This window comes from Vreelandella sulfidaeris (assembly GCF_042429665.1).
Classification (GTDB): Bacteria; Pseudomonadota; Gammaproteobacteria; order Pseudomonadales; family Halomonadaceae; genus Vreelandella.
Genome location: NZ_JBHMAC010000010.1, coordinates 593867 through 617846, shown reverse-complemented (window position 1 = coordinate 617846; position 23980 = coordinate 593867). Strand labels below are relative to the sequence as shown.

Below are 23980 nucleotides of genomic sequence, written 5' to 3'. Positions count from 1 at the left end.
CGCGCCCATCAACGGCCCAGCATTGGAGCATTGCCATGTCACCGCCCGCCCCACGCCCCAATGCCTGGATCAGTTTTCTTGCCCACCTGCTGTTTATCCTCGCGTCGTGGACGCTGTTCATCAAATACCTGTTTCCCATTGGCTACGCGCTGGCATACGGCGAGCCCTGGACACGCTATATCTATTGGGATTTATGGCCACTGGCGCACGTCTGGCTAGGCTGGGCGCTGCTAAAGCAGCCTCGCTATACGCGGGCGTTGGCGGTGGGTATGTCCGTCATTGAAATCGTCATCATCGCCACCCTGTTCGTGCGTTTTCTCGCCGACCCTGAGTGGTCGATCTGGCGCACCAACTGGTTTGTGAACAAGGTATTTGTGCTGACATGCTTTGTGCTGGTGTTGGCCACCACGGTGCCGATTCAAAAAAAACGGCAGGAGCGACCGCTATGAACCATCTCATCAAGCATCACATCACGCGCCGACAAAGCCTTACGTTCATCGGCGCTACGCTTGCCGCCATGGCGTTCCCCACCGCATCACTTTTTGCCAACACGAATGGGATACGCCAGAAGACGTTTGCGGGCACTGACAAAACGCTGCCTGTGATTGGCATGGGCACATGGCGGACGTTCAATGTCGGCAACGACCCACAGTTACTTGATGCCCGCACTGAGGTGGTTAAGGCATTTTTCGAGCATGGCGGCGGCCTGATCGACTCATCGCCCATGTATGGTTCAGCGCCGGATGTGATGGGCTATGCCCTGCAACAGCTTGGCACGCCGGAAAGCCTGTTTGCCGCCGAGAAGGTCTGGAGCCCCGCCGGTGGTTCCGCACGCGAACAGGTGGCCGAGCTTAAAGACCGCTGGAAAGTGGAGCATTTTGATCTGGTGCAGGTACACAATCTGACCGACTGGCGTGAGCACCTGGCAGCGCTGCAAGAGATGAAAGCCGAAGGCATCATCCGCCATATTGGCATTACTACCTCGCACGGACGCCGCCACAGCGAGGTTGAGCAGATCATGACATCAGAAGATATCGACTTCGTTCAGCTCACCTACAACATCACCCACCGCGAGGCTGAAAACAGGCTACTGCCCTTGGCAGAAGAGCGGGGCATCGGCGTGATCGCCAATCGACCTTACGATGGCGGCAGCCTGATCAAGACCCTCAAGCGCCGTGACGCACCACTGCCCGAGTGGGCCAACGAGGAATGCGGTTGCAACACCTGGGCGGACTTTCTGCTGACGTTTATCGTCAGCCACCCAGCGATCACCTGCGCCATCCCCGCCACCACCCAGGTCGAACATATGCGCGAGAACATGCGCGCTGGCCACGCCCCCATGCCCTCGCCCGATGCACGACAGCGGATGGCCGAGTATATCGAGTCGCTATGAACGAGTGGACGAGCTACCAGCTGCAGGACTTTATTCCCTTCACGGCGGATGTTTACTTTCGCCTGCTGGAGCGAATGGGCGAAACCTTCTGGCCGCTGCACCTGCTGACCCTCGCAGTCGGCGCCGCCGCCCTGATGTTGGCGCTTAAACAACGCCCGCGACTCGCCTGCCTGCTCCCCGCCCCGCTGTGGGCCTTTGTTGCCGTCGCATTTTTCCTTCAACGCTATGCAGAACTCAACTGGGCCGGGGGCTATGTTGGCGATGCTTTTATCATCCAGGCCATGCTGCTGGTGTTGATGGCGCTAACCGGATGGGGAATAGATAACGCACCACGTGCAACACACCCACCGGTTGCCATAGGCATCGCCATCACCCTCTTCGGCCTCGTACTTATGCCATTAATAGCGCCGCTAAGCGGCGGCTCCTGGTATCAGTCAAAAGTGTTCGGCATTCATGCCGACCCCACAGCGGTGTCCACGCTGGGCCTGGTGCTTATCATGTTGCGGGGTTTCGCCCTGTGGATTGCCGCCATCATTCCAGCACTCTGGCTGGTTGCGTCAGGCCTAACGTTGCAAGCGCTTGATTCAACGAGTGCTGCTGTACTGTTCGCCGTATTGGCGATCGCGCTGGTTGGGGTGGTTTGGAAAAGCATCAGACCTAAACATTAAGGGCGCGTGGCCATTGATAAGAAGACAAAGGCACTGCGTGCCGAGTTTGCTCAGCCATCTGCGCCTTCGGTAAGGCTAGCCCGTTAGGTTATGGTCTGCTTGTACGCTATACATGTTTGGACAGCTCTGGCAAATCGAGCCGGACTCTCCGCCATCATTAGGTGCCCTGTATCCGCAATGTTGATTCGCATCGTGCATGTGCGAATCAACCAGTCGAGTACGTCCCAACTATCCGACGATCGAGAGCCAGCGATTAAACTGACAGCAAGGCCGGATTCTATAAGGCGAGAGAGTGTTCGTAGATACTCACTTGGCTTTGTTGCTTCGACTACTGCTTTAGCTTGTGCTTTTATGGTCGTCGCGGGCTGATTGGAAAGCCAGGAAGTAGCTAAAAGTGTCGTCCATTCCGTAATGGGTACACCAGCGCTAGCGAACCAATCAGACGGCGCGTGTCTATAACCGGCCACTATTTCTTCAACTTTCTCTATCGGCATAGCGGCCAATTCGGCAGACCAGAAAGCGTCATTAATAGTGAGATTTCCTTCTACACTGATTAAAGACGAAACTAGCTCTGGATAACGATCGGCCAACAGAACTGCAATTACGCCTCCTACCGAGTGACCTACGATATGGGCCTGTTCAATTCCAGCGTCTAACATTTACTTAGCAACATGTTCCGCTTAAGCGAATAAATCGATGTCTGCTGTTTCTTGCTGGGAATACGCACCGTAACCAAGCAAGTCAGGCGCATGCACGTCTGCTTGGTCGAACGCCATCAAAATTTTCGGATCATTCAAAGATCCAAACAAACCGTGGATAAGCACAACCGTTTTTTTTATACGCCACTTTACCTTCCTCGCTCAGTAAGTTTCATCGCCTAACAACACGCTCACGGCTTCTGCCTAGTGCGTCATCTTGAGCGGCAGAACATCCAGGTGCTTCTGACTGACTCTCCCCCTAGATTAGTACCATTGGCTCAATGAAGGTCTGCTTATTGACCATAACTCAGCGGAGGGACAGGTAATTGAGTAGGCTATGAGGGCGAACGTAACTTTAATCGTCTTGCAGTGTAAGCCCCCATCCCTTTTGTAGCACCGCATCTTGCGAAGCTGGAACAAGCTGATTTAAACGCTTGCCTCTATTAAATTCTGAACTGGTAACGGTAAACATCTCTGTATTCTCCGTCCAACTGCGGCGCTTGGTAAACGTTATCGGCTCTTTCAATAAATACGAATCCTGATTTAGCCAAAGCACGTTGGGCGGCAACGTTGTCAACGTCTGTGAAAGAGCTAATGCTTTTGGCCTGCCCAGTCTCGAGCAGATACTGTGCAGCAAGTGCCAATGCCTCTGCTCCATGCCCGTGGCCTCTGAACGGAACGCCGATACCAAAGTGAATTTCCATTGCCTCGTCACTTTCGACAATCGTTACAAGCCCTACAGCGCTACCGTCTTTCACTGTCTCTATCACCCAAATACACTTTCCAACTAGCGCTAGACTTTGTGGGCTTGAAAGCGTCTGCAGCATTCGTTCAGTTTGTTCGATGCTGAAGTGTGGCAGCCTCGCAAGATACCTTGCTGACCCAAGATCTCTCGTATAGTTTTCAAAGATTGAAGAGGTATCTTCGGGCCTGTGGTGTCGTAATATCAGCCTATCTGATGCAGTAATCATATTTTGGGGCTTAGCACTGAGCTTTTCGACAACGTCAGAGCCGTGAAGCGGTGGAAAAAATTGTCCGGCAACAACGGCTGGTTATGCATTATTCATAGTGGCTCCAGAGCCTGAGAACTTTCACCACATGCTCATCTTCGAGCACTTGGTACACCAAGCGGTGCTGAATATTGATGCGTCTTGAATAGGCGCCAGCAAGGTCACCAATGAGCGTCTCAAACGGAGGCGGCTTGCGGTATGGATCTTCAGCTATCAGTGCTAACAGCTCTTGGGCTTTAGGTTTAAGGCCGCTGGAGGCCAATTTTTTGCATCTTTCTGGGTCTGCTTGGTGTGAACCAACTTCCATGTCACCAGTTCAGCTCCTCATCGCATTCATCCACAGAGGATGCCATCCCATCACGAATGGATTCGCGCATACCCGGCACCGAAAGAAGGTAAAGCGTTTCCTGAATGGCAGACCAGTCTTCCTCGGACACCAACACCGCTTTATTCCGCTTACCCATGATGACAATTGGCTGGTGAGACTCGGCAGTTTCATCAATCAAGCGATAGAGATTGCTGCGCGCCTCAGTTGCTGTGATTCCGGTCATGACGCACCTATTGAATGTTTAACCTCTCTCCAAATGTACGCTTTTAATAACGTACATCAAGACGAACGCTTTGCATAAAGCCGAAGCACAGCGGCAACCTTGGGATGGCGGCGTACCGCCTGCAAGTATGTGAGCGTTGCGTAGGATAAAACGACAGCGCCGGGGCGAGCCCCGGCGCTGATATCGCATATGGCTAGACAAATTAAGGGTTAGAAGCGGAAACCGGCAGATGCGGTAAAGGAGTCGATCTGATAGTCGCTGTCGAAGTCGTAGCGCTCGTATTCGGCACGAACCAGGAAGGGGTCGAAGTTGAACTGCGCACCGACACCGTAGACCGGGTCGGTGCCGTCCTGATCTTCAAGATCAACGCTAGCCCCGCCAAGGTTACCGTCGATGTCGGTTTCCCACTTGGCCACACCGGCCTTGGCGAAGGCAGTAAACCAGGAAGTGATGGGCAATTGACCGACCAGACTCACCCCGTAGGCGCTGGATTCCAAATCGGTGTTGGCGTCACTGTTACCCCTCAGGCGCGTACGGCCAAGATCGGAATAGAAGATTTCGGTAGCGAAGTAAGGATTGAATTCGTAGCCGACGAAACCTTTATAGCCATTATCTTCGTCATCATCCAGATCAAAGTCTTCAGCGCCATCGGAGATGAAATTGCCGACTTCGTCATCGTCGTTCGCCAGCGAGCTGAAACCGGTACCAATGCCCAGATAGAGTCCATCAGCACTGGGGGCGGCAAATGCCGACGGTGCCGCGGCGAGCAGAGCGGTAGAGGCAAACGAGGCGGTAAGTAGGGTTCTGAGTTTCACGTGTATTCTCCTTGTGACGACTGGCTGTGAACGATTCTATGAATCGTCATGGTAGTGAAAGGCAATCCTGCCGTGATTCACGTAATGTGATAGTCGTTTGATTCACACGTATAACCATAGGCAAAACACTGTTCGACAACAAGGAGGATTCGGTTACGACAGGTAAGTTTATAGATTGTAAAAAAGCGCCTATTCCGGGAAGGTAGAGGCGCTTCGGCCATCGACGCGGTGCTGAAAACGGGTCACCAATATGGCGAGCATTGCCGGTTATTGGTCTCGGCAAATCGACGAAGAGCACCGAATGGAATACAAAGTCACGGATGACGCTTTGCTTATTGCCCAGCTCCGGTATCACTACTGATTTAACGCCTTATTAACAGGCAAAAAATTGTTGGCTAAAATTAGCGACGGAGGAGTAAAAGCCAACTGTTTTTTGTCCTTTTTTAACAGCTTGTTAGTTACGCATACTGTCGACCTTAAGTTTTTCTTTTTCCAAACGCTCTTTTTTGAAGTTTTCATTTTTTAACCTAAGAAACGCTTCTGGGTTAAGCTGGCAATGATAGTGATGATGATTTTTAGCCAACTCCTCTTTGTCTTTGGCTAATTCTTTTTCTGATTTTTTCTTATGTCCCCAAAGTTCTAATCCTTTACTAAATGCGACATACCAGCTGTATGCGAGCGCTAGTAATGAAACAATAGGATTAGACCAACCGAGAAATGCTATTAATGCAGGTATAACACAAACCCATAATGTTAAAATGAGTAACAGCAGCTTTCTGCCTTTAGCCTCTGTTTTCTGTTTGGCCACAATTTCTTCGTATGTGGAAAAATTTAACCCTGAGTAAATCTCAGCCAAGGTATCTTTTGAAAGATCTATATCAGGTACTTCACTTTCTGGGTACTTATCCCAATGTAAGATTATTTTTTCGAACTTTGGATGGCCAAGCAAAAAATTATGGCCTAATTTATCTTTCGTACGCCACTCTTCATCCGTTTTATTATCGATCATTAACATGATTGGCGTCGGGTATTTTAAAGCCCAATATTTTAACTCTGATTCTGCAATATTTTTGATCTTACTCGAGAGATTTGAGTCGTAAATATAGACCTTTACTATCGCAAATTCTTGATCGGTAAAGACAGGGCTATACGAGACGTAATATCCTTCTCTTTTTTCTTCAACATCGTCATACCTAACCCAAGGATTTATCATATAGCCTCAAATATCTCACTAGCAACTAGCGCCTGAATTAAGCCGAGCCGCGAAGCAGCTTCGGCTTCGGCTTCGGCTTCGGCTTCGGCTTGAATGAATTGTTAGGCATCAATTTGACGAGGATGGCCATAGCCCATGCCATATTTGATCTGGCCTTGATGTTACTTATCGCGAAAGATTGCGCAGAGCTTATTGCCATCAGGGTCACGCACATAGGCAAGATGCATTGCTCCCATGCTGCTATCGCGTAGCCCGGGCGGATCTTCGATCGACTCACCACCATGTGTAATCGCTGTATCGTGAAACACTTGAACTTGTTCGGGTGAGTTGCACTTGAAGGCAATAGTGCCTCCATTTGCAGGAGCCGCATCTTCACCGTTGATAGGCTCCGTGACGCAAAAGCTATTCCCATCGTGGCGGTAAAAAAGCCGGATATGGCCGGAGCCTGCCTTGTTGCGCAGTGGTTCGCCTACGCCAAGTGTTTCGAGAACGGCGTCGTAAAAGCGCTTCGAACGTTCAATGTCGTTTGAACCAACCATTACATGATTAAACATGATTCATTCCCATATCTGCTGTTTCGTATCGATTTTTCCCACTTGCAGTCACAGACTACCTTTTGATGCCTAACGTTTGGTTAAAGGGCGGGCTTTAGCCCGTCCCAGTGAGCGAAGCAAACGGTTTGAACCATTTGTTAGGGTGTGAGTGGATAACTTTCTCCGTCATCGTCTTGAACTCTTGCGCCGAGAACTTCAGAAATTTTTATGAATTTATAAATGGCATTTTCAGATGGGTTCTTGGTGTAAATTTCGCAAAGGTCGGGGTTGTACCGACGTCACCCATACTGTCAACTGCAGCCGCTTGTTAAGCAATACTTAGGGTTTTCTTTATTTTATGATACTGAAAGGTTCCGATTACGCCTTGGATGTAGAGCCACAAGAATACAAGAGCCATGATTATTCCGCTTGCATTTCCCTCTATAGCCATTAGCGCTTTATTTGCTGCAAACAATAAAAGCATAAGAACAGCACAAACACGGCTTTTCTTATAAATACCGAAGGTAAAAACCCCCATTAATGCCACATCAATAAAGGCAAAAGCGTTAAATCCAAGCACCTCTGTTGCGTACATTGAATAGAAAGTAAAAGCTATGGTTATAGCTATTGATACAACGCCTGCTATCCAAGCATTCTTGATTTTCTTAAGTGCTTCTAACTCAAACGCAGGATCGATTTCTTGATTATTACTTTCTGTTGCTTCCATTATAGAAACTCCTTATTAGGATTATGCTTAACGCTTCAATAATCGGCGCAGCTTTGCAGCGTCCGGCGCCGAAGGCGCGTAGTTAATTGACTTGATATAAGGCATTTAATATACGTCAAAAATTGACGCCGCCCCGTTCTTCTAATTCAAAGCTCTATGTTTGAATAAGCTTTGGGTTTTCACGAACGTACATTTTAAATCCTGTAGCTTTAATCGCTATTTCGCCTTCTTGACACCCAAAGCGAAAGGTATGAGACGTAAACTTACCATTTGGTGTTAACTCTGGTTTATCCATATGCAAGTCCGCCTACTTCGATGAGACCTTGCTGTGATTCAATATCAATTTTCACATCAAATGCATTTTCGAAAACCATTGTCACGGGAGAAACCCAATATTTTAAGTATATTTCATTCTCTTTTGGGTGGACCCATTTGAAGATGTAGTCTAGGTCGAGTAAGTATTCAAATTTCTCTGAATTGGAAACCATTGACCATATTGATGCGTCATGCCTCCCCATTACGTCAAAATCAGCCTCTGACCAAACTTCCTTTTCAAGATTGAATCCACTCATTCGCATGATGCCTTATAAACGCTGAAATAACCTGCAAAGCCTGGAGCGCCAAGCACGGAAGGGTTTGTCGGCTTAATTTCCTCGTTAGAACTCTCGAATAAACCCTTAGATAGATGCGAGTTCAAGATAACTCACCTTCAAAGGCCACGCCTTTCCACCTGAAAAAGATACTTTGCCTTAGCCACTTCTGACCCAATGGCTCAAGCGACCGAACAGGCTTGCCAGAGCCTTCTTCGATCAAAATGTTTCCATGCGCGAATTCAGCAAACCATTGGCAAATGCCCTGATCAAGAGTGCTTCAACAGTATTTATCATGTCTACGTGCGCTTCATACGCAGAGAAGTAGGAAGCCAGCCCTGATAGATGCATATGCAACCACTCAATTTTTCGCGGCGATTCGAATGCTGGGCGAAAGCCGGTTCCAGTAACTGGATGTGAAACTGACCGAATTTTTTGAGTCTGCCTGTCACGGTTGAACGCGATCTTCATCTCATTCCATAGACTCTGATCTTTAGCCTTTCCAACATACAAAGGCATACCTCTTGAATCATAGAAAACGTACACACCATTAGATTCTTTCAGGACACTTTTCAGTCCTTCCTGTCTTTTATTTCCGGTCACGTCAGCATCGAACAACTCCCAGAATGCACCCTGCTTTGACTCACTAAGATCGATGGGGTAATACTCAACAATCGGTCTCACTATAGACTGACGTGCCTCCACTGCTCCACGAGTCTTTGCTTTATCTACCAAATTAGACACTTGCTTCACGGTGAGTTGGTGCGAGATGCTGTGCCACTTGTTTATTGTTTCATACGAAACACCTAAATGCTCTGCCAGAAGACGATTGTTTGGTTCGCCATATCGCCGTCTAAGCTCGTCCACCAATTCCCTTGAATCCACACAACCTCCAAAAACACAGAAGAAAATACTGCCAACTAGTTACCAGTGGTCCTAATTTTTGGTTAAGAGGCGGGCTTTAGCCCGTCCCAGTGAGCGAAGCGAGCGACTTGAACCATTTGTTAGCGCTTACCTGGAGCAATTCTAAGGCGCTCTGAAATCTCAAATTCGATAAGTATTTTCTTTATTTCTTGTTCCCGTTTTCTTGGGTCTAGAACTTCTTGGATATGGCTTACAAATTCGCGCTGGCACATAACTAGCTCTGATTTTGCGTCGTATTCTTGGCCGGATTCCTTTAGTGCATCGTATGCGGCCACAACGCAATCTAAAACTGGCTGGCGTACCCCGCGGTATGCTGGCTCTTTGTGTGTGCCGTAGTCATCAGCCCATTGGTTTGGAAAGTACCAGCGGCCAGTGTCGATTAGGGTGCCTAACTTAATAAGTATTGGCCTTTTGTGCTCCCCGTTTAGCTCGGGGTGCTCTGAAATATGTGTAGCTTCAGAGATGGCAGCACATACTTCCTCGGCCCACATGCGCGCAGAGTTAAAATATTGATCTGTCCATTCGCGAAGTTTTAGGTCGTGCTCTTTTTCAAGAACTTTAGCACCGCATATGGCTTGGCGCGTGGCTTCTTTTTGTTGTTTCTCTGCCGCCTTTGAGGATTTTGCGGCTGCAATGGCTGATGCAATTGCAACTACGGTTGCTATCCATGTGGCGACATCTCCAAACTCAATGCTTGGCATTCTTACCTCTAGCGCTAACAGTGATTATATGCCCCGCTACATGACCTGAATAAACGCGCCGGCGCATTCATTCAGGTTATACAGCCACCTAGAACCAATCTACCCCATTGATTCCCTTGAAAGCAAAGCCAATTTTGGTTTCATATCCAAAATTCGCTTGATTACGCGATTTGCCATTCCCAATAATACTGTATATAAACGCATATAAAGTATTCAGGCGAGGGCAACCGATGAAGCTGATGGAGCGGGTGAAAGAGACCCTGAGAGTAAAATGCTATAGTCTTCGTACTGAGAAAAGCTATTGCTACTGGATTCGATTTTTCATTCGTTTCCACAGAATGAGGCCTCCTGCCACCATACTGAAAAACGCAAGGTCAAAACTCAACCAAATCAGGCCAATATGTATAAAAAACGTGAGAAGCCGTATTCTTTTTTTGTAAACAAACATGAACCATTTTTTCAAGTACATATTCGTTATATCTACTGTTATCACCAATCACATCGACAATATAAGAGTGGGCAATATCAAAATCTTCTGTGCCTAGCCCAGAGTTAATCAAGCGCTCTAAGCCAAGTAAAAGAACGCCCTTTAAATAGCTTTTACCAGAAAACTCAATCTCGCCACTTTGGTTATTATGGCCAAGAAAAATTACTAGCTCGATAATAGTATCCAACTTATTCTGTATTTCTGGAATCTGTTTATTTAGGTAGGCTTTAACAAACAAATTTATATTAGCATCAAAGTTTATTAATTCAATAACATCCTCATGATTGTGTTCTGACAGCCAAACTTGGAACTCAGCGAGATCTAAAGCTTTTTTCGCATTACGTCCGGATGAAAAAGCTGAAAGCAGCCCAACTATAGTAGCGAATTGATCAACCATGATCTTCCTTGAAGCATTTAACCGGTGCATTTTATGAGGTGACTTCAGAGAAATAATAAAACGGACGAACTAACTATATATTTTTCTTGTATATTTAACTTTACCTCAAATCGTATCGCCAAGAAAAGCCTAATTAGACATTTAAGCCCCCCTTGCATCACCCCCACCCGCCTCCTACACTTCGTTGGATACTGCTTGACGGGGTGCCGGTGATATCCGGCTGAGATGGCGCAGGGAGAGCATTTTTGCTGCCGAGCGTTGGTCCCGCTGAACCTGATCCGGCTAATGCGCTGCTTTATAAATTGCGGCGCGGGTACCGGCGTAGGGATCAAGCGATGGCCATGGCTAGCTCTCTTACGATCGCACGCCACCTTCCGCGCCATTTCCTCGATCTTTTTCGCCTTACCTCCGGATCATTACCACCGGAGGCATCATGGGCTACCGCTTTACTGATCTCACCACCGCTTGCCAGCAAGACTGGCGCGCCTATATTGAGCACGATTTCGTACGTCAGCTGGGCAACGCCACGCTGCCTGAGGCGTCGTTTCGCCATTACTTGAAGCAGGATTACCTGTTTTTGATTCACTTCGCCCGCGCCTATGCGCTGGCGGCCTATAAAAGCCCCACCCTCGCCGATTTACGCCAGGCCCATGAAGGCATGAAAGCCATCGTGGATGTGGAGCTTGACCTGCACGTGGGCTTTTGCCGTGAATGGGGCATCAGTGAAGTAGACCTGGCAAAGCTTCCCGAAGCCCGCGCGACAATGGCCTACACCCGCTACGTGCTGGATACCGGCAGCCGCGGCGACCTGCTCGATTTGCACGTGGCGCTGGCCCCCTGCCTTGTCGGCTACGGCGAAATCGCCAACTGGCTGAATGCTCAATCCTCGACTCTGCGCGGCGTGGATAGCCCTTATGACGCCTGGATCGCCATGTACGAAGGCGAAGAGTTTCAGGCCGCCATGCAGGCGGAGATTGAATGGCTCAATGCCCGCCTTGCCGATGTCACCCCTGCCCGTTTTAAAGAGCTTGCCAAGATATTTCGTGATGCCACTCGCCTGGAAATCGACTTCTGGCAGATGGGCCTAGACCTTACCGATGCAGAACTTTCTCGCTAACCCCAACAACAACCAAGGATGAACCGCCATGACCAAGACCGTTAAGAGTAAAACTGCCCACTTTCTCGCCGAATCCGCCCAGGTAGACGCTGCCGCCATTGCGCCATTGCCCGCGTCGCGCAAGGTATACGTTGAAGGCTCACGGCCTGATATTCGTGTACCGTTCCGGGAAATTACCCTGTCGCCCACCAAAACCAGCAGCATAGACGAAGAGAACCCGCCGCTGCTGGTGTACGACACCTCCGGCCCCTACACCGACCCCGACGCCCAGATTGACCTGCGCCAAGGCCTGCCAGCCCTGCGCCGGGCGTGGATTGAAGAGCGCAACGACACCGAGTTTTTAGCGGGGCACACCAGCGATTACGGCAAGCGCCGCGCCAACGACCCCACCCTTGCCCAGCTGCGCTTTGATTTAACCCGCACACCACGCCGTGCACTCTCTACAAAAGACGGGCGGCCTGGAAACGTGACCCAACTGTACTACGCCCGCCAAGGTATCGTGACGCCAGAAATGGAGTTTATTGCCCTGCGCGAAAACCAGCGCCGCCAAGCGCTGGGCACCGCTGAAGTCGAGCGCATCCTGGGCCACCAGCACCGCGGCCAGAACTTTGGCGCCAGCATTCCGGACGAGATTACGCCTGAGTTCGTGCGTGATGAAGTTGCCCGCGGCCGGGCGATCATTCCCAATAACATCAATCACCCGGAAAGTGAGCCGATGATTATTGGCCGTAACTTCCTGGTCAAGATCAACGGCAACCTGGGCAACTCGGCGGTCACCTCATCCATTGAAGAGGAAGTGGATAAGATGACCTGGGGCATCCGTTGGGGCGCGGACACCATCATGGATCTCTCCACGGGCCAGAATATCCACGAAACCCGCGAGTGGATCATTCGCAACTCGCCGGTGCCGATTGGCACAGTGCCAATCTATCAGGCGCTGGAGAAGGTTAACGGCGTGGCTGAGAATCTCACCTGGGAAGTCTTCCGCGACACCCTCATTGAGCAGGCCGAACAGGGCGTGGATTACTTCACCATTCATGCGGGGGTGCTACTGCGCTATGTGCCGCTGACCGCTAACCGTGTAACCGGCATTGTCAGCCGGGGCGGCTCGATTATGGCCAAGTGGTGTTTGTTCCACCATCAGGAGAGCTTTCTATATACCCACTTCGAGGAGATCTGCGAGATCTGCAAGCAGTACGATGTGGCGTTCTCCCTGGGTGACGGCCTGCGCCCCGGCTCGATTGCCGATGCCAACGACGAAGCGCAAATGGCGGAGCTGAAAACCCTGGGTGAGCTGACCCATATTGCCTGGAAGCACGATGTGCAGGTGATGATCGAAGGCCCCGGCCATGTGCCCATGCACCTGGTAAAAGAGAACATGGATAAGCAGCTGGAATACTGCGATGAAGCGCCTTTCTATACCCTCGGGCCGCTGGTCACGGATATCGCACCGGGCTACGACCACATTACCTCCGGCATAGGGGCTGCCATGATCGGCTGGTTTGGCTGCGCGATGCTTTGCTATGTAACGCCGAAAGAGCATCTCGGCCTACCCAACAAGGATGATGTAAAAACTGGCATTATCACCTACAAGATTGCTGCCCACGCAGCGGACTTGGCCAAGGGCCACCCGGCGTCTCAGCGGCGCGATAACGCGCTTTCCAAGGCGCGCTTTGAGTTTCGCTGGGAAGACCAGTTCAACCTGGGGCTGGACCCGGATACGGCGCGTGAATACCACGACGAAACCCTGCCCAAGGATTCCGCCAAGGTGGCGCACTTCTGCTCCATGTGCGGGCCAAAGTTCTGCTCAATGAAGATTAGCCAGGAGGTGCGTGATACCTACCGCGACCGTGCACCGGAAAGTGCTAGCGAGGCCGAAGCGGTGAAGCGCGGCATGGAAGAGCAGGCGGAGAAGTTTCGCCAGGAAGGCAGCAAGCTGTACCAGGAGGTGTAAAGCGCGGCGCTAAAAACGCACAACCGGTGCCATGGCACCGGTTGTCGTTATCGAACAATTTAGCGGTCGACGAATCAGGCCGTTATTTTTTCTTTGATTTCTCCTTGGCGTCGCCTTTGCCTTTTTGCACTTCGCCTTTCGCCTGTTGGGCCTTACCTTTGGCTTCTGTTTTGCTGCTGCCAGTGACTTTGCCAGCCGCTTCTTTCACTTTGCCCGCCGCTTTGTTCGTTGCCCCTTTAGATTTATCTTCTGAAGCTTTAGCCATGACAAACACCTCTAATCCGTTAGTAGGAAAAATGCCGTGTGTGAAGGTGCAAGTAGCACTGCAAATGCCACATCGACACTTCATCAGCGTAGTCTTTATTACAAAAGTTGCCTTATATTATTTTGGTAAGCGCGTAGGCTCCCACGGTTCAATAGGTAATGTAGGCAAGCCATGACGAGCAGAGTGAGCGTCAGGGCAAACAGCACCAGCATGGTCGCCATCTGCGCGAGCTTTTCCATCCCCCTGTCATCCCCCCGTACCAAGCGCTAACCCGTGCTGATCAGCCTTGCCTTTTCAAGCACTTGAAGCTTTTGCAATTGATGTGGAACAAAGAGCAGTGCATTGATCCGCTATAGACTTAAGTAGAAATTCCCGCGCTGCTCGATTGCCTCTCAGCGTACCGTCAATGCCTGCTCTATAGGTCCCCTTATGCAGACGCTGCCTTTCAAACCATGGCCAACCATGATTGCGGTGATCGTTACCCTGTTTATATGGCTGGTGATTCCCTTACCGGAAGGCCTTACCCCGGATGCCTGGCTGATGCTGGCCATTTTCGTGGGCACCATCGTTGCCATTATCGGCAAGGCAATGCCTATCGGGGCCATCTCCATCATTGCCATTGCGGTGGTAGCGGCCAGCGGGGTAACCAGCGACAACCCGGGCACCGCCATCAACGATGCGTTAGACAGCTATTCCAACTCACTGATCTGGTTAATCGCCATCTCCATCATGATTTCACGGGGGCTGATCAAGACGGGGCTGGGGGCCCGTATCGGTTACCATTTCATCTCGGTCTTCGGCAAGAAAACGCTGGGAATAGGCTATAGCCTGGCCTTTTCAGAACTCTCCATTGCTCCCGTTACGCCCAGCAATACCGCTCGCGGTGGCGGTATCATGCACCCCATCATGCGCTCTATTGCTAAAGGTTTTGATTCGCGCCCGGAAGCGGGTACTGAAGGTAAAATAGGCAAATACCTGGCGTTGGTGAACTATCATAGCAACCCCATTACCTCGGCGATGTTCGTGACCGCCACCGCGCCTAACCCGCTGACTGTAGAGCTGGTCGCTATCGCTACCGGGGCAGACATCCAGTTGAGCTGGTTAACCTGGGCGCTGGCCATGCTATTACCTGGCTTGGTCGCCATCCTGGCCATGCCCTATATGCTTTACCTGTTATATCCGCCAGCGGTCAAACAGACACCTCATGCCACCCAGATGGCCCGCGACAAACTGGCCGAAATGGGCAAACTCAGCCGCAACGAAGGCATCATGCTGTTTGTCTTCCTGGTGCTCTTGCTGCTTTGGGCGGACATCCCCGGCTTTTTACTGGGCGCGGCCTTCACTCTCAACACCACCACGTCTGCCTTTATCGGGCTGTCGATCCTGCTGTTGAGCGGCGTGTTGACCTGGGACGATGTGCTGCAAGAAAAAAATGCCTGGGATACCCTGCTCTGGTTCGGCGCCCTGATCATGATGGCAACCCAGCTCAACCAGACCGGCTTGATCGACTGGTTTTCGGCCAACATGCAGGATTGGATTACCATGATGGGTCTCGGCTGGATGGGTGCCTCCGCCCTGCTGGTACTCACCTTCCTCTATACCCATTACTTCTTTGCCAGCACGACCGCTCATATCACCGCCATGATGGCGGCTTTTCTGACCGTGGGTTTAACCCTTGGCGCGCCGCCCATGCCGTTTGTGCTGATCATGGCCGCGACGTCGTCCATCATGATGACGTTAACCCACTACGCAACGGGCACCTCGCCGGTTATCTTTGGCTCGGGCTACGTGACGCTGGGCGAATGGTGGAAAGCAGGCTTTATCATGAGTGTGGTGAATCTTGTTATCTGGGTAGTGGTCGGCGGCGTGTGGTGGAAGCTACTCGGCTACTACTGAGCCACTGGCTGTTGACCCACTGGAGAGACATCGTACTGAGCGGGGTTTCAAGACGATTTCAACCTCTCACAACCAACCACCCACAGGGGCCGAAGCCGCCTGCGGGTGGCCATGCCAGTCAAATGCTAGCGCTATTTCTTGTGGCTCTCCTTGACATCACCTTTGCCTTTTTGCACTTCGCCCTTGGCCTGCTGGGCCTTACCTTTAGCTTCAGTCTTGTTGTCTCCAGCCGCTTTGCCCGCTGCCTCTTTCGCTTTGCCTGTGGCTTTATCCGCGGTGCCTTTGGCTTTGTCTTCTTTACCTGAACTCATGGCTGTTACCTCTAATCCGTTAGGAGTAATGAAACCGCTTGCGGGCGCGATACGCGCCTTTTAACGTCACAGTATCAGCGTAGTCACTAACGACCGCCTTGTCTGTGTTTTATACCCGCGTGGCTTCCCACCAGTTAAGCAAGTAGTGCAGGCAGCCCATTACCATCAGCGTCAACGTCAGGGCATACGCCATGGAGGAAAAACGATAGAGCGCGCTATAGACAAGATCCTGATTGGGGCCTAATGACTGGCCGAATAAAATCCCGAGCGTTGTCATTCCCCCAAAGCCAACGCCCGAACCACCCGCTTCGCGGACATGTTCCCTGGCGAACAGCATCAAGCCTATCCAGTAGATCACGGTAACCAATAGAAAGTGATTGCTCTGGTTATACAGCATCATCTGCATCACTAACGCCATGGTGCAGCCCAGCAACGTGCCCACAATGCGCTTGATGGAAGAGACCTGCGCGCCAGCGTAGCCCATGGCGAACAGCACCAGCACGGTAGCCATTTGCGCCGAGAGCGAACCGCGCAGATCATAAATTTGAAACACCATAAAAGAGAGCGTCGCCGTCACCCCGCCAATGATCGTTTCATGACGTATGCGCGCGGGCGACTTCTCGACACGCGGCGGGGGCTGGCGCGGCGTTACGTCGGGGAATAGCGTATGCATCAGCATGGCAATGAACACCGCTAGAAAGCTCGCTACCACGGCGCAGGTCAGCAGATCGCTCAAATCGACCGTTGGATAGCTGGCAAAATGCAGCATGACACTCAGATTGACGATGCCATTAGCGGCGTATAAAAAGAGCGGCCCTTTCGACATCAAGTTAAAGCGAAAGAGAAAAATCCCCAGCACGACCAGCGTCATGATGACGGGCATATGCTTTAGCAAGCCGCTAATAAGGCTCACCTCAATGATATTCATCGACGCATTGGTGAGAAACTGACGGATGATGCTCTGATTCAGGATCGGCACCATACCCAGCAAAAACATCGGAAACACGGTAAAAAAGACGCCGTAGTTCCAGCCCATCAACTGGCTGATAAAAAAGCCTAAAGTGCCCCCGAAGGCCACGCGAAAGCATTGGTGTAGACCATTAATATCCAGCGGGGGATGGCCCCTGCCCGTCGGCAAGCCCGGCTGGCCACGCTTGCCACGAAACCCGAACCAGCCGCGCGCCTTCCTGTCCGCTGACGGTTGACTAGTGGATACGTCCGTAGACACGTCAGTAGACATGCTAGTAGACACGTTAGTAGACATGCTAGTAGACATAGTGCAGTCCGCTTACCAGGTGGGCTTGCAACCACGCAAACGGATTCGCCATGGGGTGCTCCCCCGGCAGCAACTGAACCGTCGCCCGGGCCCCACTGGAAGGCAGCGGGTCAAGCGGCTGTTCCAGCGCGATATGGATACGCAAGCGCTGTGCATCCCGCACCCAGCGGTCTGAGTTGGGGATATCCGCAAGCTGACCATTGGGAGCAATTTGCCCTTCGCGTACCCCGGCATCAAACGCCTCGACATGGCCTGGATAAATATGACCAGGCAGCGAGTCAAAGACCACCTTGGCCTCATCGCCAGGCGATACGTGGCGTAGACTCTTTTCTCGGAAATCGGCAATGATATCTACGCTCTGGGCCACCATGGCGATCACCGGCTGGCCGGCCTGAACATAATCGCCCTGCTGAAGCTGGAGATTGGCTACTTCGCCCGTTTCCGGCGCGCGCACCTCGGTACGCTGTACATCAAGACGCGCCTTCTGAAGCGCATTTTCCGCCTGGCGTAGCCGAAGATTGGCCTCACCCTCAGCGCCAAGCTGTACCTCCAGGCTGTCGATCTTTGCCTGGGCAGAGTCGACTGCCGATTGCGCGGTATGCTCAGCGGCTACCAACTGCTCGTACTGTTGGCGCGAGATTCCATTGCGGTCGAGCATGGCTGCCCCCCGGCGAAGCTCGCCCCCGCGCTCTTCGCCGGTCGCTTGGGCAGACGCCAACGCGGCACGGGCGGCGGCCAGATCTGCGCGCAGGCGGGCGTTATCCTGCTCGGCCTGTTCACGATTCAAGCGAGCGTCCGCCAGCGCAATATCAAAAGGCTCAGAGTCCAGACGAAAGAGTATCTCGCCTTTTGCCACTCGCTGATGGTCGTGTACCAGCACCTGCTCTACCGGTGCGCTAAGTTCAGGGGCAACTCGCACTACCGGGCGCATCACCCGCGCTTCTGGGGTCATGGGCATAAAGCTGTCGGCGATTAAGAAATAGATAAACAACAAGACAAAGGCGGCCAACGCCGCCTTTACCCAATAGTTAAATTTTTGATCAGGGGTCATGCAAAGCTCACTGGTTAACAACTAGACAGACGCTCTAGCCGACGCCGCCAAATGCAGACGTCGTGCATTTTATAAGAGACGTTAGTCTAACAATTAATTAGCGTGCTAACAATAAACTCATCAATAACGCTTAAAAAAGGCGAATCAAACGTGCACAAAAAACCCCACCGCATCGAGCGGTGGGGTTTTCTGCAAGTAATGCTTACGAGCGCTTAGAACCCAGTGCTTAGAAACGGTAGCGCAGGCCTACACTGGCGGCATCGAAGGTATAGTCGGATTTATCCAGGTAGCGCATATAATCCGCACCAACAGAAAGCTGGGGAGCAATATCTAATTCCGCTCCGCCACCGTAGGAGAAACCGCTTTCACGGTCGCTATCAAGCTCTACTTCGGTAAAACCTGCCAGGCCATAAAGCCGGACTTCCGGTGCTACCGGGAAAATACCTTTGGCATAAGCACCGGCCAGATAATCAAGCTTGGCACCGCCATCTGAACCGCCCGTGCCTAAGTGGCCTTCTACACCGAAATAATCATTGAACTGAGCGCCACCACGAAGGCGTAAACCGATGGAGTCACGAGACGAGCCCTGGTCGGGGTCCAGGTTCCAAAACATCGCATCGCCACCCACATACCCTTGCGGGTAATTAAATGATTGCTGCGCTTGAACAGAGGTGGCGAACGCGGCTGCGCTGACTAGAAGGGCGGCTGATGTGAGCGATAAAAAGGACATTTTCATAAACGTTACTTCAGTTAAAAAACACTGTTTCCTTACTCGCTCTCATTGTGACGCCAAGCCATGAAAAACGCAAATCGTTACCGCTGCCTGGATAAACTGAGCACCACAATACCGCCGACCACCACAGCGCCCCCTACCAGTTGACCAGGGCTGAGCATTTGACCGAGCACAAAATAGCCTAGAACCAAGGAAGCCACCGGCTCAATATTCATCACTGGCGCATTGCGCGCCATATCGAGCTTGGGCACAAAAATAAACAGCGTGGAAAACGCCGAGCCATATAGTAGCCCTAATAACGTAAGGCCCCACCAGCCTGCGCTATTATCCGGTAAGCTCATGCCGCCTGGCATCACCCCCGCGATACCGCCGATAATCATCATGATAAACACGGTTTGCATGGTCAGCAGGCTACGCAGCGTGCTCCCCACCCCTGCCAACCGATGTTCAGTGACCCACAGCGCACAGGCAAATGCCAACGCTGCGGTAAGCCCAAAAGCAATACCCGCAACCCAACCCGGCCCCATTCCTTCGGTACTGGCAAGCCAGGCAGGAATATCCAGCACTACCAACAAACCTATTAAAATAGTGCCCATGATCAAGCAACTGCGTAACGTTGGCCGCGAGCCACCAAGCGCCCAGCTTAATAGCGCTAGTTGAATGGGAAATGTATTCACCAGCAGCAGCGCAATCACCACCGGCAACCTAGCCACGGCTGAATATAGACAGACGCTTTGGATAGTGATCAGTAGCCCCACGGCGAGCTGCCATGGCCACGTGCCTGCGGGCAGCCATAGACGTTTTCTCTGGATGATGATCAGCGCTACCAAAATCAGGCAGGCAACACCTGAGCGGGTTAACACCGCCAATAGCAGGCCGGTGCCATTATCAAATGCCAGCCGCGCTGAGACATGGTTGGCGGCAAACATACTGGCCACCGTCATCAGCAGTAAAATAGCCACATGACGTGGTAATAGTGAGGGTAAAGAGGACACCGACATAGGCTGGAAGCAACTCATCAATGTAGTGGGTAAATAAAGTGGGTAGCTATCAGTAGCGATATAAACCGCTCTAACACGCGCATGCTTAACTATTGATAAACCCAAGACTCAGAATTTATAAACATAAGTAATCTGCATTTATAAACACAAGTAATCAGAATCGATAAAGGTCAGTAAGCAGTGTCGCCATGCGGCATAAGCCCGCTGATTCCCTGCGCTGCAGCATGGTAGACTAGAGTCTATCTATTTGCTCCCTAACCTCCTAGCAAAAAGGTTTTTATGAACGCACCGGTGCTGGTTATTAACTGCGGCTCTTCTTCTATTAAATACGCGTTAATTGACTCTGACCCTCAGGCAGCGCGCTTATCCGGCTTAGCCGAGCGCCTAGGCAGTAGCGAGGCTCGTTTAAAAGGCAAGAACAGCGACGGGGAGAGTTTTACCCAACCACTGCCCAACGCGGGTCACGCTGAAGCGCTGAATGCGATTCTTGAACATCTGGAAGGTCGAATACCTGGGGCCGTTGGTCACCGCATTGTACATGGCGGTGAGCACTTCACCCAGGCAGCGTTGATCGACGAAAACGTGATGGCGGCCATTCACTCCACCGCGGCGCTGGCTCCGCTGCATAACCCGGCCAACTTGGCAGGCATCAGCGCCACCCAACGGGTATTTCCAGACCTTCCCCAGGTAGCGGTGTTTGATACCGCCTTTCATCAAACGCTACCGCCCCGCGCCTACCGCTATGCCCTGCCTGAAGTGCTCTACACCGAACATGGCATTCGTCGCTATGGTTTCCACGGTACCAGCCATGCTTACGTTAGCCAGCGCGCTGGCGAGCTAAGCCTGCGTGGCGCAGGCGGTTGGTTAACCGCCCATTTGGGCAACGGCTGCTCCACTAGCGCTATCTGGAACAACCAAAGCCTGGATACCAGCATGGGGCTAACCCCGCTGGAAGGCTTGGTAATGGGCACCCGCAGCGGCGATGTCGACCCTGGCCTGCATGCGCACCTGCATCGTCAGCTGGGTTGGTCGTTGGATGAAATCGACAACGTGCTCAATAAACAAAGCGGCCTGCTGGGCCTTTCCGGCCTCACCAACGACATGCGCGAAGTGGAAGAGCAGGCCAGCGCCGGTCACGCAGGGGCTCAGCTGGCCTTGGAGGTATTCTGCTACCGAATTGCCAAATCCCTGGCGGCCCTTTCTTGTGCGTTGCCAACGATTGATGGCGTTATCTTCACCGGCGGCATTGGTGAGAACTCACCGATCGTGCGTCGTGACGTGCTGGCATTGATGCCCCACTTTGGATTCAACATCGACCAGACGACTAACGAAGCCATGGTTCGCGGTAAAGAAGGCAACATCAGTAGCACTGACAACGGCCCGGAAGTCTGGGTCATCCCCACCGATGAAGAAGGCCGCATTGCGATGGAAACCCGCCACTGCGTGGAGAGCGCTCAATGAATACCCCCTACGAACAGCCCCAAGTTATTTTACTGGTGCCTACCAGCATGGGGGCGGGCCTTACCTCGGCCTGTTTAGGTTTAATTCAAGCGCTGGACACGATTGGCCTGAAAGCCGGCTTTTTAAAACCCTTCATGCAAAATGAATTGAATGGTCCTGGGTTGGATCGTTCCACTGCCCTGGTGTCGCGGGCACTTAACCAGCGCCCACCCTCCCCCATTTCCCAGGCCCGGTTGGAGCGCCTGCTGCGCGACGACCATATTGATGAGCTGATGGAAAACGCCGTTGAGCTCTATGAGCAGGTTGTTCAGCAGGCCCAACGCGACGGCGGTGCGCTTGACCTGGTGGTAGTAGAAGGCGTGGTGCCTACCCAGCACACCACTTACGCGACACAGACCAACGCTCAGCTAGCCAACGCTCTTAATGCGCGCATTATTCTCGTCAGCACCGGAGACTTGAACGAGCCGCAGGCCCTTGCCGAGCAGCTTGATATGCATGCCCGTAGCTTCGGTGGCGTTAGCTCTACTCGCACGCTGGGGGGCATCTTGATGCGCATGAAAAATCTGCCTTATGGCCAGGAAGACGACCTTTCCGCGGCGCCGGGCACGATTAAACCGCAGCTGGAAGAGCCCGTTCTGAATGAACTACGTCGCTACTCCCCTGCGCTGGCGACCGACCGCTTTCATCTAATCGGCGTGGTGCCGCAAAGCAAAACACTCAGGGCTCCGCGCACCTTGGATGTCGCGCGTGCGCTTAACGCCACCATCCTCAATGAAGGTGATGCCGCCAGCCGCCGAGTACTTTCTACCAGCCTGTGCGCACGAAGCGCTGCCAATGCACTGCATATTTTCACCCCAGGTAGCTTGATAGTCGCCTCCGGAGATCGCGACGATGTCATGCTGGCCTCGGCATTGGCTACCATGAACGGTATCCAGCTGGCCGGCGTGCTACTGACCAATGGGTTTATGCCTAACGACAATATGATCGAGATGTGTCGTCCGGCGCTGAAAACAGGTTTACCGGTACTGACCGTGGACACCGATAGCCTGACCACGGCGCAAAACCTGAGTCAGATAAGCCTTGAGATACCCATGGACGATTTTGAGCGCGCCGAGCAGGTCGCTCGCTATGTCGCCGCCCATATGGATCTTGATTGGCTGAGAACTCACCTAAGCACTGGCTACACCCGTCGTTTGTCACCTTCTGCGTTCCGCCATCAGTTGGTCAAACTTGCCCAGCAGGCGAAAAAACGCGTGGTGCTCCCTGAAGGAGATGAGCCGCGCACCGTTGAAGCGGCGATTATCTGTCAGCGCCGCGGCATTGCCGATTGCGTGCTGCTGGGTAAGCGCGATGATATTGAAGCGGTCGCCCGCAACCGCGGCCTTACGCTGCCTTCAGAGTTAACGATTATTGATCCTGAAAGCAGCCGTGCCCACTATATCGAGGCCATGGTCGAGCGTCGCCGCGGTAAGCTCAATGCCTTGACCGCTGAAGCGCAACTTCAAGACAATGTGGTACTGGGCACCATGATGCTGCAGCTGGACGAGGTAGACGGCCTCGTGTCAGGGGCGGTTCACACCACCGCCAACACCGTCAGGCCCGCGTTCCAACTGATCAAAACGGCCCCTGAATACAGCCAGGTATCGTCGATCTTCTTTATGCTGCTTCCTGAACAGGTAGTGGTTTACGGCGACTGTGCCGTCAATCCCGATCCGGACGCTGAGACACTGGCCGAAATCGCGCTGCAAAGCGCCCGCTCTGCCGAAGCGTTTGGAATTGAGCCGAGGGTCGCCATGATTAGTTACTCCACCGGCGATTCCGGCACCGGCGCAGATGTAGACAAAGTGCGCGAAGCCACCAGGATTGCCAAACAGCGCGCACCGCACCTGGCGATCGACGGACCGCTTCAGTATGACGCCGCCGCCATTGAAAGCGTGGGCAAGCAGAAAGCCCCCGACTCGCCCGTGGCAGGTAAGGCCACGGTGTTTGTCTTCCCTGACCTGAATACCGGTAACACGACGTATAAAGCCGTTCAGCGTAGTGCTCGGGTGGTGAGTGTTGGCCCCATGCTGCAAGGCTTGAACAAGCCGGTGAACGATCTTTCCCGTGGGGCGCTGGTGGATGATATCGTCTATACCATTGCACTCACCGCCATTCAGGCCAGCCAGCGGGAAGACGCCAAGCAAGAGCAAGTTAATCCCGCATAAA

General features: G+C 52.3%; 27 protein-coding genes, 1 pseudogene and 1 riboswitch. Of the genes and pseudogenes, 10 read left to right on the top strand and 18 right to left on the bottom strand.

The window, feature by feature from the left end; all coding sequences use genetic code 11:
- The first annotated feature begins 35 nt into the window (after positions 1-35).
- The 3 genes from ACFFLD_RS07780 to ACFFLD_RS07770 are packed head-to-tail and all read left to right on the top strand — an operon-like array spanning position 36 to position 2061.
- Entirely contained in the window at positions 36-449 is a 414-nt protein-coding gene (locus ACFFLD_RS07780; protein ID WP_386038849.1) for a hypothetical protein, read from the top strand.
- On the top strand, positions 446-1393 hold the full coding sequence (locus tag ACFFLD_RS07775) for an aldo/keto reductase (protein WP_386038847.1): 948 nt from the start codon (positions 446-448) through the stop codon (positions 1391-1393). Before ACFFLD_RS07780 ends, ACFFLD_RS07775 begins: the two co-directional genes overlap by 4 nt.
- Positions 1390-2061: a DUF6064 family protein gene (locus ACFFLD_RS07770; protein ID WP_386038845.1), complete on the top strand. Its 672-nt coding sequence runs from the start codon at positions 1390-1392 to the stop codon at positions 2059-2061. The genes ACFFLD_RS07775 and ACFFLD_RS07770 overlap by 4 nt, the downstream gene beginning before the upstream one ends.
- A gap of 83 nt (positions 2062-2144) precedes the next feature.
- On the opposite strand, the gene ACFFLD_RS07765 is transcribed toward ACFFLD_RS07770, so the two are convergent.
- The 5 genes and pseudogenes from ACFFLD_RS07765 to ACFFLD_RS07745 form a co-directional block, all read right to left on the bottom strand.
- A complete protein-coding gene (locus tag ACFFLD_RS07765) occupies positions 2145-2720 on the bottom strand; it encodes an alpha/beta fold hydrolase (protein WP_386038843.1) in 576 nt (191 codons plus the stop codon).
- A 482-nt stretch (positions 2721-3202) separates the two neighbouring features.
- Positions 3203-3730 carry a GNAT family N-acetyltransferase gene (locus tag ACFFLD_RS07760; protein ID WP_386038841.1) on the bottom strand — a complete coding sequence of 176 codons (528 nt, stop codon included), beginning with the start codon at positions 3728-3730 and terminating at the stop codon, positions 3203-3205.
- Positions 3731-3818: 88 nt separating this feature from the next.
- Positions 3819-4081: pseudogene (locus ACFFLD_RS07755) on the bottom strand (Txe/YoeB family addiction module toxin).
- Positions 4078-4320, bottom strand: coding sequence for a type II toxin-antitoxin system Phd/YefM family antitoxin (locus ACFFLD_RS07750; RefSeq protein ID WP_386038839.1), 243 nt, complete (start codon positions 4318-4320; stop codon positions 4078-4080). The pseudogene ACFFLD_RS07755 and the gene ACFFLD_RS07750 overlap by 4 nt, the downstream one beginning before the upstream one ends.
- Before the next feature lie 209 nt (positions 4321-4529).
- Positions 4530-5135 (bottom strand): outer membrane beta-barrel protein, encoded by a 606-nt coding sequence (locus ACFFLD_RS07745; protein ID WP_386038838.1) that lies wholly within the window; start codon positions 5133-5135, stop codon positions 4530-4532.
- A gap of 250 nt (positions 5136-5385) precedes the next feature.
- On the opposite strand from ACFFLD_RS07745, the gene ACFFLD_RS07740 reads away from it, so the two are divergent.
- Positions 5386-5496, top strand: coding sequence for a type II toxin-antitoxin system YoeB family toxin (locus ACFFLD_RS07740; protein ID WP_386038836.1), 111 nt, complete (start codon positions 5386-5388; stop codon positions 5494-5496).
- 93 nt (positions 5497-5589) lie between these two features.
- Here the strand turns inward: ACFFLD_RS07740 and ACFFLD_RS07735 are convergent, their stop codons facing one another.
- The 6 genes from ACFFLD_RS07735 to ACFFLD_RS07710 form a co-directional block, all read right to left on the bottom strand.
- The gene (locus ACFFLD_RS07735) at positions 5590-6348 is read right to left on the bottom strand and encodes a hypothetical protein (RefSeq protein ID WP_386038834.1); all 759 of its coding nucleotides are present in this window, start codon (positions 6346-6348) and stop codon (positions 5590-5592) included.
- 161 nt (positions 6349-6509) lie between these two features.
- The gene (locus tag ACFFLD_RS07730) at positions 6510-6902 is read right to left on the bottom strand and encodes a VOC family protein (RefSeq protein ID WP_386038832.1); all 393 of its coding nucleotides are present in this window, start codon (positions 6900-6902) and stop codon (positions 6510-6512) included.
- A 307-nt stretch (positions 6903-7209) separates the two neighbouring features.
- Positions 7210-7608: a hypothetical protein gene (locus ACFFLD_RS07725; protein ID WP_386038830.1), complete on the bottom strand. Its 399-nt coding sequence runs from the start codon at positions 7606-7608 to the stop codon at positions 7210-7212.
- A gap of 287 nt (positions 7609-7895) precedes the next feature.
- Positions 7896-8180 carry a hypothetical protein gene (locus ACFFLD_RS07720; RefSeq protein WP_386038828.1) on the bottom strand — a complete coding sequence of 95 codons (285 nt, stop codon included), beginning with the start codon at positions 8178-8180 and terminating at the stop codon, positions 7896-7898.
- Between the two features lie 237 nt (positions 8181-8417).
- A complete protein-coding gene (locus ACFFLD_RS07715; RefSeq protein ID WP_386038826.1) occupies positions 8418-9083 on the bottom strand; it encodes a hypothetical protein in 666 nt (221 codons plus the stop codon).
- A 119-nt stretch (positions 9084-9202) separates the two neighbouring features.
- Positions 9203-9823 (bottom strand): hypothetical protein, encoded by a 621-nt coding sequence (locus ACFFLD_RS07710; protein WP_386038824.1) that lies wholly within the window; start codon positions 9821-9823, stop codon positions 9203-9205.
- Between the two features lie 230 nt (positions 9824-10053).
- On the opposite strand from ACFFLD_RS07710, the gene ACFFLD_RS07705 reads away from it, so the two are divergent.
- Positions 10054-10263 (top strand): phage integrase N-terminal SAM-like domain-containing protein, encoded by a 210-nt coding sequence (locus ACFFLD_RS07705; RefSeq protein ID WP_386038822.1) that lies wholly within the window; start codon positions 10054-10056, stop codon positions 10261-10263.
- Here ACFFLD_RS07705 and ACFFLD_RS07700 read toward each other — a convergent pair.
- The gene (locus ACFFLD_RS07700) at positions 10198-10707 is read right to left on the bottom strand and encodes a hypothetical protein (protein WP_386038820.1); all 510 of its coding nucleotides are present in this window, start codon (positions 10705-10707) and stop codon (positions 10198-10200) included. The genes ACFFLD_RS07705 and ACFFLD_RS07700 overlap by 66 nt on opposite strands.
- 189 nt (positions 10708-10896) lie before the next feature.
- Positions 10897-11052, top strand: a riboswitch (TPP riboswitch).
- Positions 11053-11140: 88 nt separating this feature from the next.
- On the opposite strand from ACFFLD_RS07700, the gene tenA reads away from it, so the two are divergent.
- Both tenA and thiC read left to right on the top strand, forming a co-directional pair.
- Positions 11141-11824: a thiaminase II gene (tenA, locus tag ACFFLD_RS07695; RefSeq protein ID WP_386038818.1), complete on the top strand. Its 684-nt coding sequence runs from the start codon at positions 11141-11143 to the stop codon at positions 11822-11824.
- 28 nt (positions 11825-11852) lie between these two features.
- Positions 11853-13778 (top strand): phosphomethylpyrimidine synthase ThiC, encoded by a 1926-nt coding sequence (gene thiC / locus ACFFLD_RS07690; RefSeq protein WP_386038816.1) that lies wholly within the window; start codon positions 11853-11855, stop codon positions 13776-13778.
- Between the two features lie 82 nt (positions 13779-13860).
- Here thiC and ACFFLD_RS07685 read toward each other — a convergent pair whose 3' ends face one another.
- A complete protein-coding gene (locus ACFFLD_RS07685) occupies positions 13861-14043 on the bottom strand; it encodes a CsbD family protein (RefSeq protein ID WP_386038814.1) in 183 nt (60 codons plus the stop codon).
- 429 nt (positions 14044-14472) lie between these two features.
- Between ACFFLD_RS07685 and ACFFLD_RS07680 the strand changes: the two genes are divergently transcribed.
- The gene (locus tag ACFFLD_RS07680) at positions 14473-15939 is read left to right on the top strand and encodes a DASS family sodium-coupled anion symporter (protein WP_386038812.1); all 1467 of its coding nucleotides are present in this window, start codon (positions 14473-14475) and stop codon (positions 15937-15939) included.
- A 131-nt stretch (positions 15940-16070) separates the two neighbouring features.
- Here ACFFLD_RS07680 and ACFFLD_RS07675 read toward each other — a convergent pair whose 3' ends face one another.
- The 5 genes from ACFFLD_RS07675 to ACFFLD_RS07655 all read right to left on the bottom strand — a co-directional run bounded on the left by ACFFLD_RS07675 (position 16071) and on the right by ACFFLD_RS07655 (position 20311).
- Positions 16071-16250, bottom strand: coding sequence for a CsbD family protein (locus ACFFLD_RS07675; RefSeq protein WP_386038810.1), 180 nt, complete (start codon positions 16248-16250; stop codon positions 16071-16073).
- A 109-nt stretch (positions 16251-16359) separates the two neighbouring features.
- Entirely contained in the window at positions 16360-17490 is a 1131-nt protein-coding gene (locus tag ACFFLD_RS07670; protein ID WP_386038808.1) for a DUF2955 domain-containing protein, read from the bottom strand.
- Positions 17491-17515: 25 nt separating this feature from the next.
- A complete protein-coding gene (locus tag ACFFLD_RS07665; RefSeq protein WP_386038806.1) occupies positions 17516-18577 on the bottom strand; it encodes an HlyD family secretion protein in 1062 nt (353 codons plus the stop codon).
- A 226-nt stretch (positions 18578-18803) separates the two neighbouring features.
- A complete protein-coding gene (locus tag ACFFLD_RS07660) occupies positions 18804-19313 on the bottom strand; it encodes a porin family protein (RefSeq protein WP_386038804.1) in 510 nt (169 codons plus the stop codon).
- Positions 19314-19390: 77 nt separating this feature from the next.
- Positions 19391-20311, bottom strand: coding sequence for an EamA family transporter (locus tag ACFFLD_RS07655; protein ID WP_386038802.1), 921 nt, complete (start codon positions 20309-20311; stop codon positions 19391-19393).
- 279 nt (positions 20312-20590) lie between these two features.
- Between ACFFLD_RS07655 and ACFFLD_RS07650 the strand changes: the two genes are divergently transcribed.
- Together ACFFLD_RS07650 and pta are read left to right on the top strand one after the other, a co-directional pair.
- Complete coding sequence (locus ACFFLD_RS07650; RefSeq protein ID WP_386038800.1) at positions 20591-21772, top strand: acetate/propionate family kinase; 1182 nt, start codon at positions 20591-20593, stop codon at positions 21770-21772.
- Positions 21769-23979 carry a phosphate acetyltransferase gene (pta, locus tag ACFFLD_RS07645; RefSeq protein ID WP_386038798.1) on the top strand — a complete coding sequence of 737 codons (2211 nt, stop codon included), beginning with the start codon at positions 21769-21771 and terminating at the stop codon, positions 23977-23979. Before ACFFLD_RS07650 ends, pta begins: the two co-directional genes overlap by 4 nt.
- The last annotated feature ends 1 nt before the right edge of the window (position 23980 follow it).

Excerpts from the sequence above, each read along its gene's own strand:
- ACFFLD_RS07775 (WP_386038847.1), top strand. The coding sequence starts at position 446 with ATGAACCATCTCATCAAGCATCACATCACGCGCCGACAAAGCCTTACG.
- ACFFLD_RS07760 (WP_386038841.1), bottom strand. The coding sequence starts at position 3,730 with ATGATTACTGCATCAGATAGGCTGATATTACGACACCACAGGCCCGAA.
- ACFFLD_RS07655 (WP_386038802.1), bottom strand. The coding sequence starts at position 20,311 with ATGTCGGTGTCCTCTTTACCCTCACTATTACCACGTCATGTGGCTATT.
- pta (WP_386038798.1), top strand. The coding sequence starts at position 21,769 with ATGAATACCCCCTACGAACAGCCCCAAGTTATTTTACTGGTGCCTACC.
- ACFFLD_RS07750 (WP_386038839.1), bottom strand. The coding sequence starts at position 4,320 with ATGACCGGAATCACAGCAACTGAGGCGCGCAGCAATCTCTATCGCTTG.
- ACFFLD_RS07725 (WP_386038830.1), bottom strand. The coding sequence starts at position 7,608 with ATGGAAGCAACAGAAAGTAATAATCAAGAAATCGATCCTGCGTTTGAG.
- ACFFLD_RS07765 (WP_386038843.1), bottom strand. The coding sequence starts at position 2,720 with ATGTTAGACGCTGGAATTGAACAGGCCCATATCGTAGGTCACTCGGTA.
- ACFFLD_RS07720 (WP_386038828.1), bottom strand. The coding sequence starts at position 8,180 with ATGAGTGGATTCAATCTTGAAAAGGAAGTTTGGTCAGAGGCTGATTTT.
- ACFFLD_RS07675 (WP_386038810.1), bottom strand. The coding sequence starts at position 16,250 with ATGAGTTCAGGTAAAGAAGACAAAGCCAAAGGCACCGCGGATAAAGCC.
- ACFFLD_RS07665 (WP_386038806.1), bottom strand. The coding sequence starts at position 18,577 with ATGACCCCTGATCAAAAATTTAACTATTGGGTAAAGGCGGCGTTGGCC.
- ACFFLD_RS07670 (WP_386038808.1), bottom strand. The coding sequence starts at position 17,490 with ATGTCTACTGACGTGTCTACGGACGTATCCACTAGTCAACCGTCAGCG.
- ACFFLD_RS07730 (WP_386038832.1), bottom strand. The coding sequence starts at position 6,902 with ATGTTTAATCATGTAATGGTTGGTTCAAACGACATTGAACGTTCGAAG.
- ACFFLD_RS07770 (WP_386038845.1), top strand. The coding sequence starts at position 1,390 with ATGAACGAGTGGACGAGCTACCAGCTGCAGGACTTTATTCCCTTCACG.
- thiC (WP_386038816.1), top strand. The coding sequence starts at position 11,853 with ATGACCAAGACCGTTAAGAGTAAAACTGCCCACTTTCTCGCCGAATCC.
- ACFFLD_RS07700 (WP_386038820.1), bottom strand. The coding sequence starts at position 10,707 with ATGGTTGATCAATTCGCTACTATAGTTGGGCTGCTTTCAGCTTTTTCA.
- tenA (WP_386038818.1), top strand. The coding sequence starts at position 11,141 with ATGGGCTACCGCTTTACTGATCTCACCACCGCTTGCCAGCAAGACTGG.
- ACFFLD_RS07650 (WP_386038800.1), top strand. The coding sequence starts at position 20,591 with ATGAACGCACCGGTGCTGGTTATTAACTGCGGCTCTTCTTCTATTAAA.
- ACFFLD_RS07780 (WP_386038849.1), top strand. The coding sequence starts at position 36 with ATGTCACCGCCCGCCCCACGCCCCAATGCCTGGATCAGTTTTCTTGCC.
- ACFFLD_RS07660 (WP_386038804.1), bottom strand. The coding sequence starts at position 19,313 with ATGAAAATGTCCTTTTTATCGCTCACATCAGCCGCCCTTCTAGTCAGC.
- ACFFLD_RS07735 (WP_386038834.1), bottom strand. The coding sequence starts at position 6,348 with ATGATAAATCCTTGGGTTAGGTATGACGATGTTGAAGAAAAAAGAGAA.
- ACFFLD_RS07685 (WP_386038814.1), bottom strand. The coding sequence starts at position 14,043 with ATGGCTAAAGCTTCAGAAGATAAATCTAAAGGGGCAACGAACAAAGCG.
- ACFFLD_RS07740 (WP_386038836.1), top strand. The coding sequence starts at position 5,386 with ATGGCGAGCATTGCCGGTTATTGGTCTCGGCAAATCGACGAAGAGCAC.
- ACFFLD_RS07680 (WP_386038812.1), top strand. The coding sequence starts at position 14,473 with ATGCAGACGCTGCCTTTCAAACCATGGCCAACCATGATTGCGGTGATC.
- ACFFLD_RS07710 (WP_386038824.1), bottom strand. The coding sequence starts at position 9,823 with ATGCCAAGCATTGAGTTTGGAGATGTCGCCACATGGATAGCAACCGTA.
- ACFFLD_RS07705 (WP_386038822.1), top strand. The coding sequence starts at position 10,054 with ATGAAGCTGATGGAGCGGGTGAAAGAGACCCTGAGAGTAAAATGCTAT.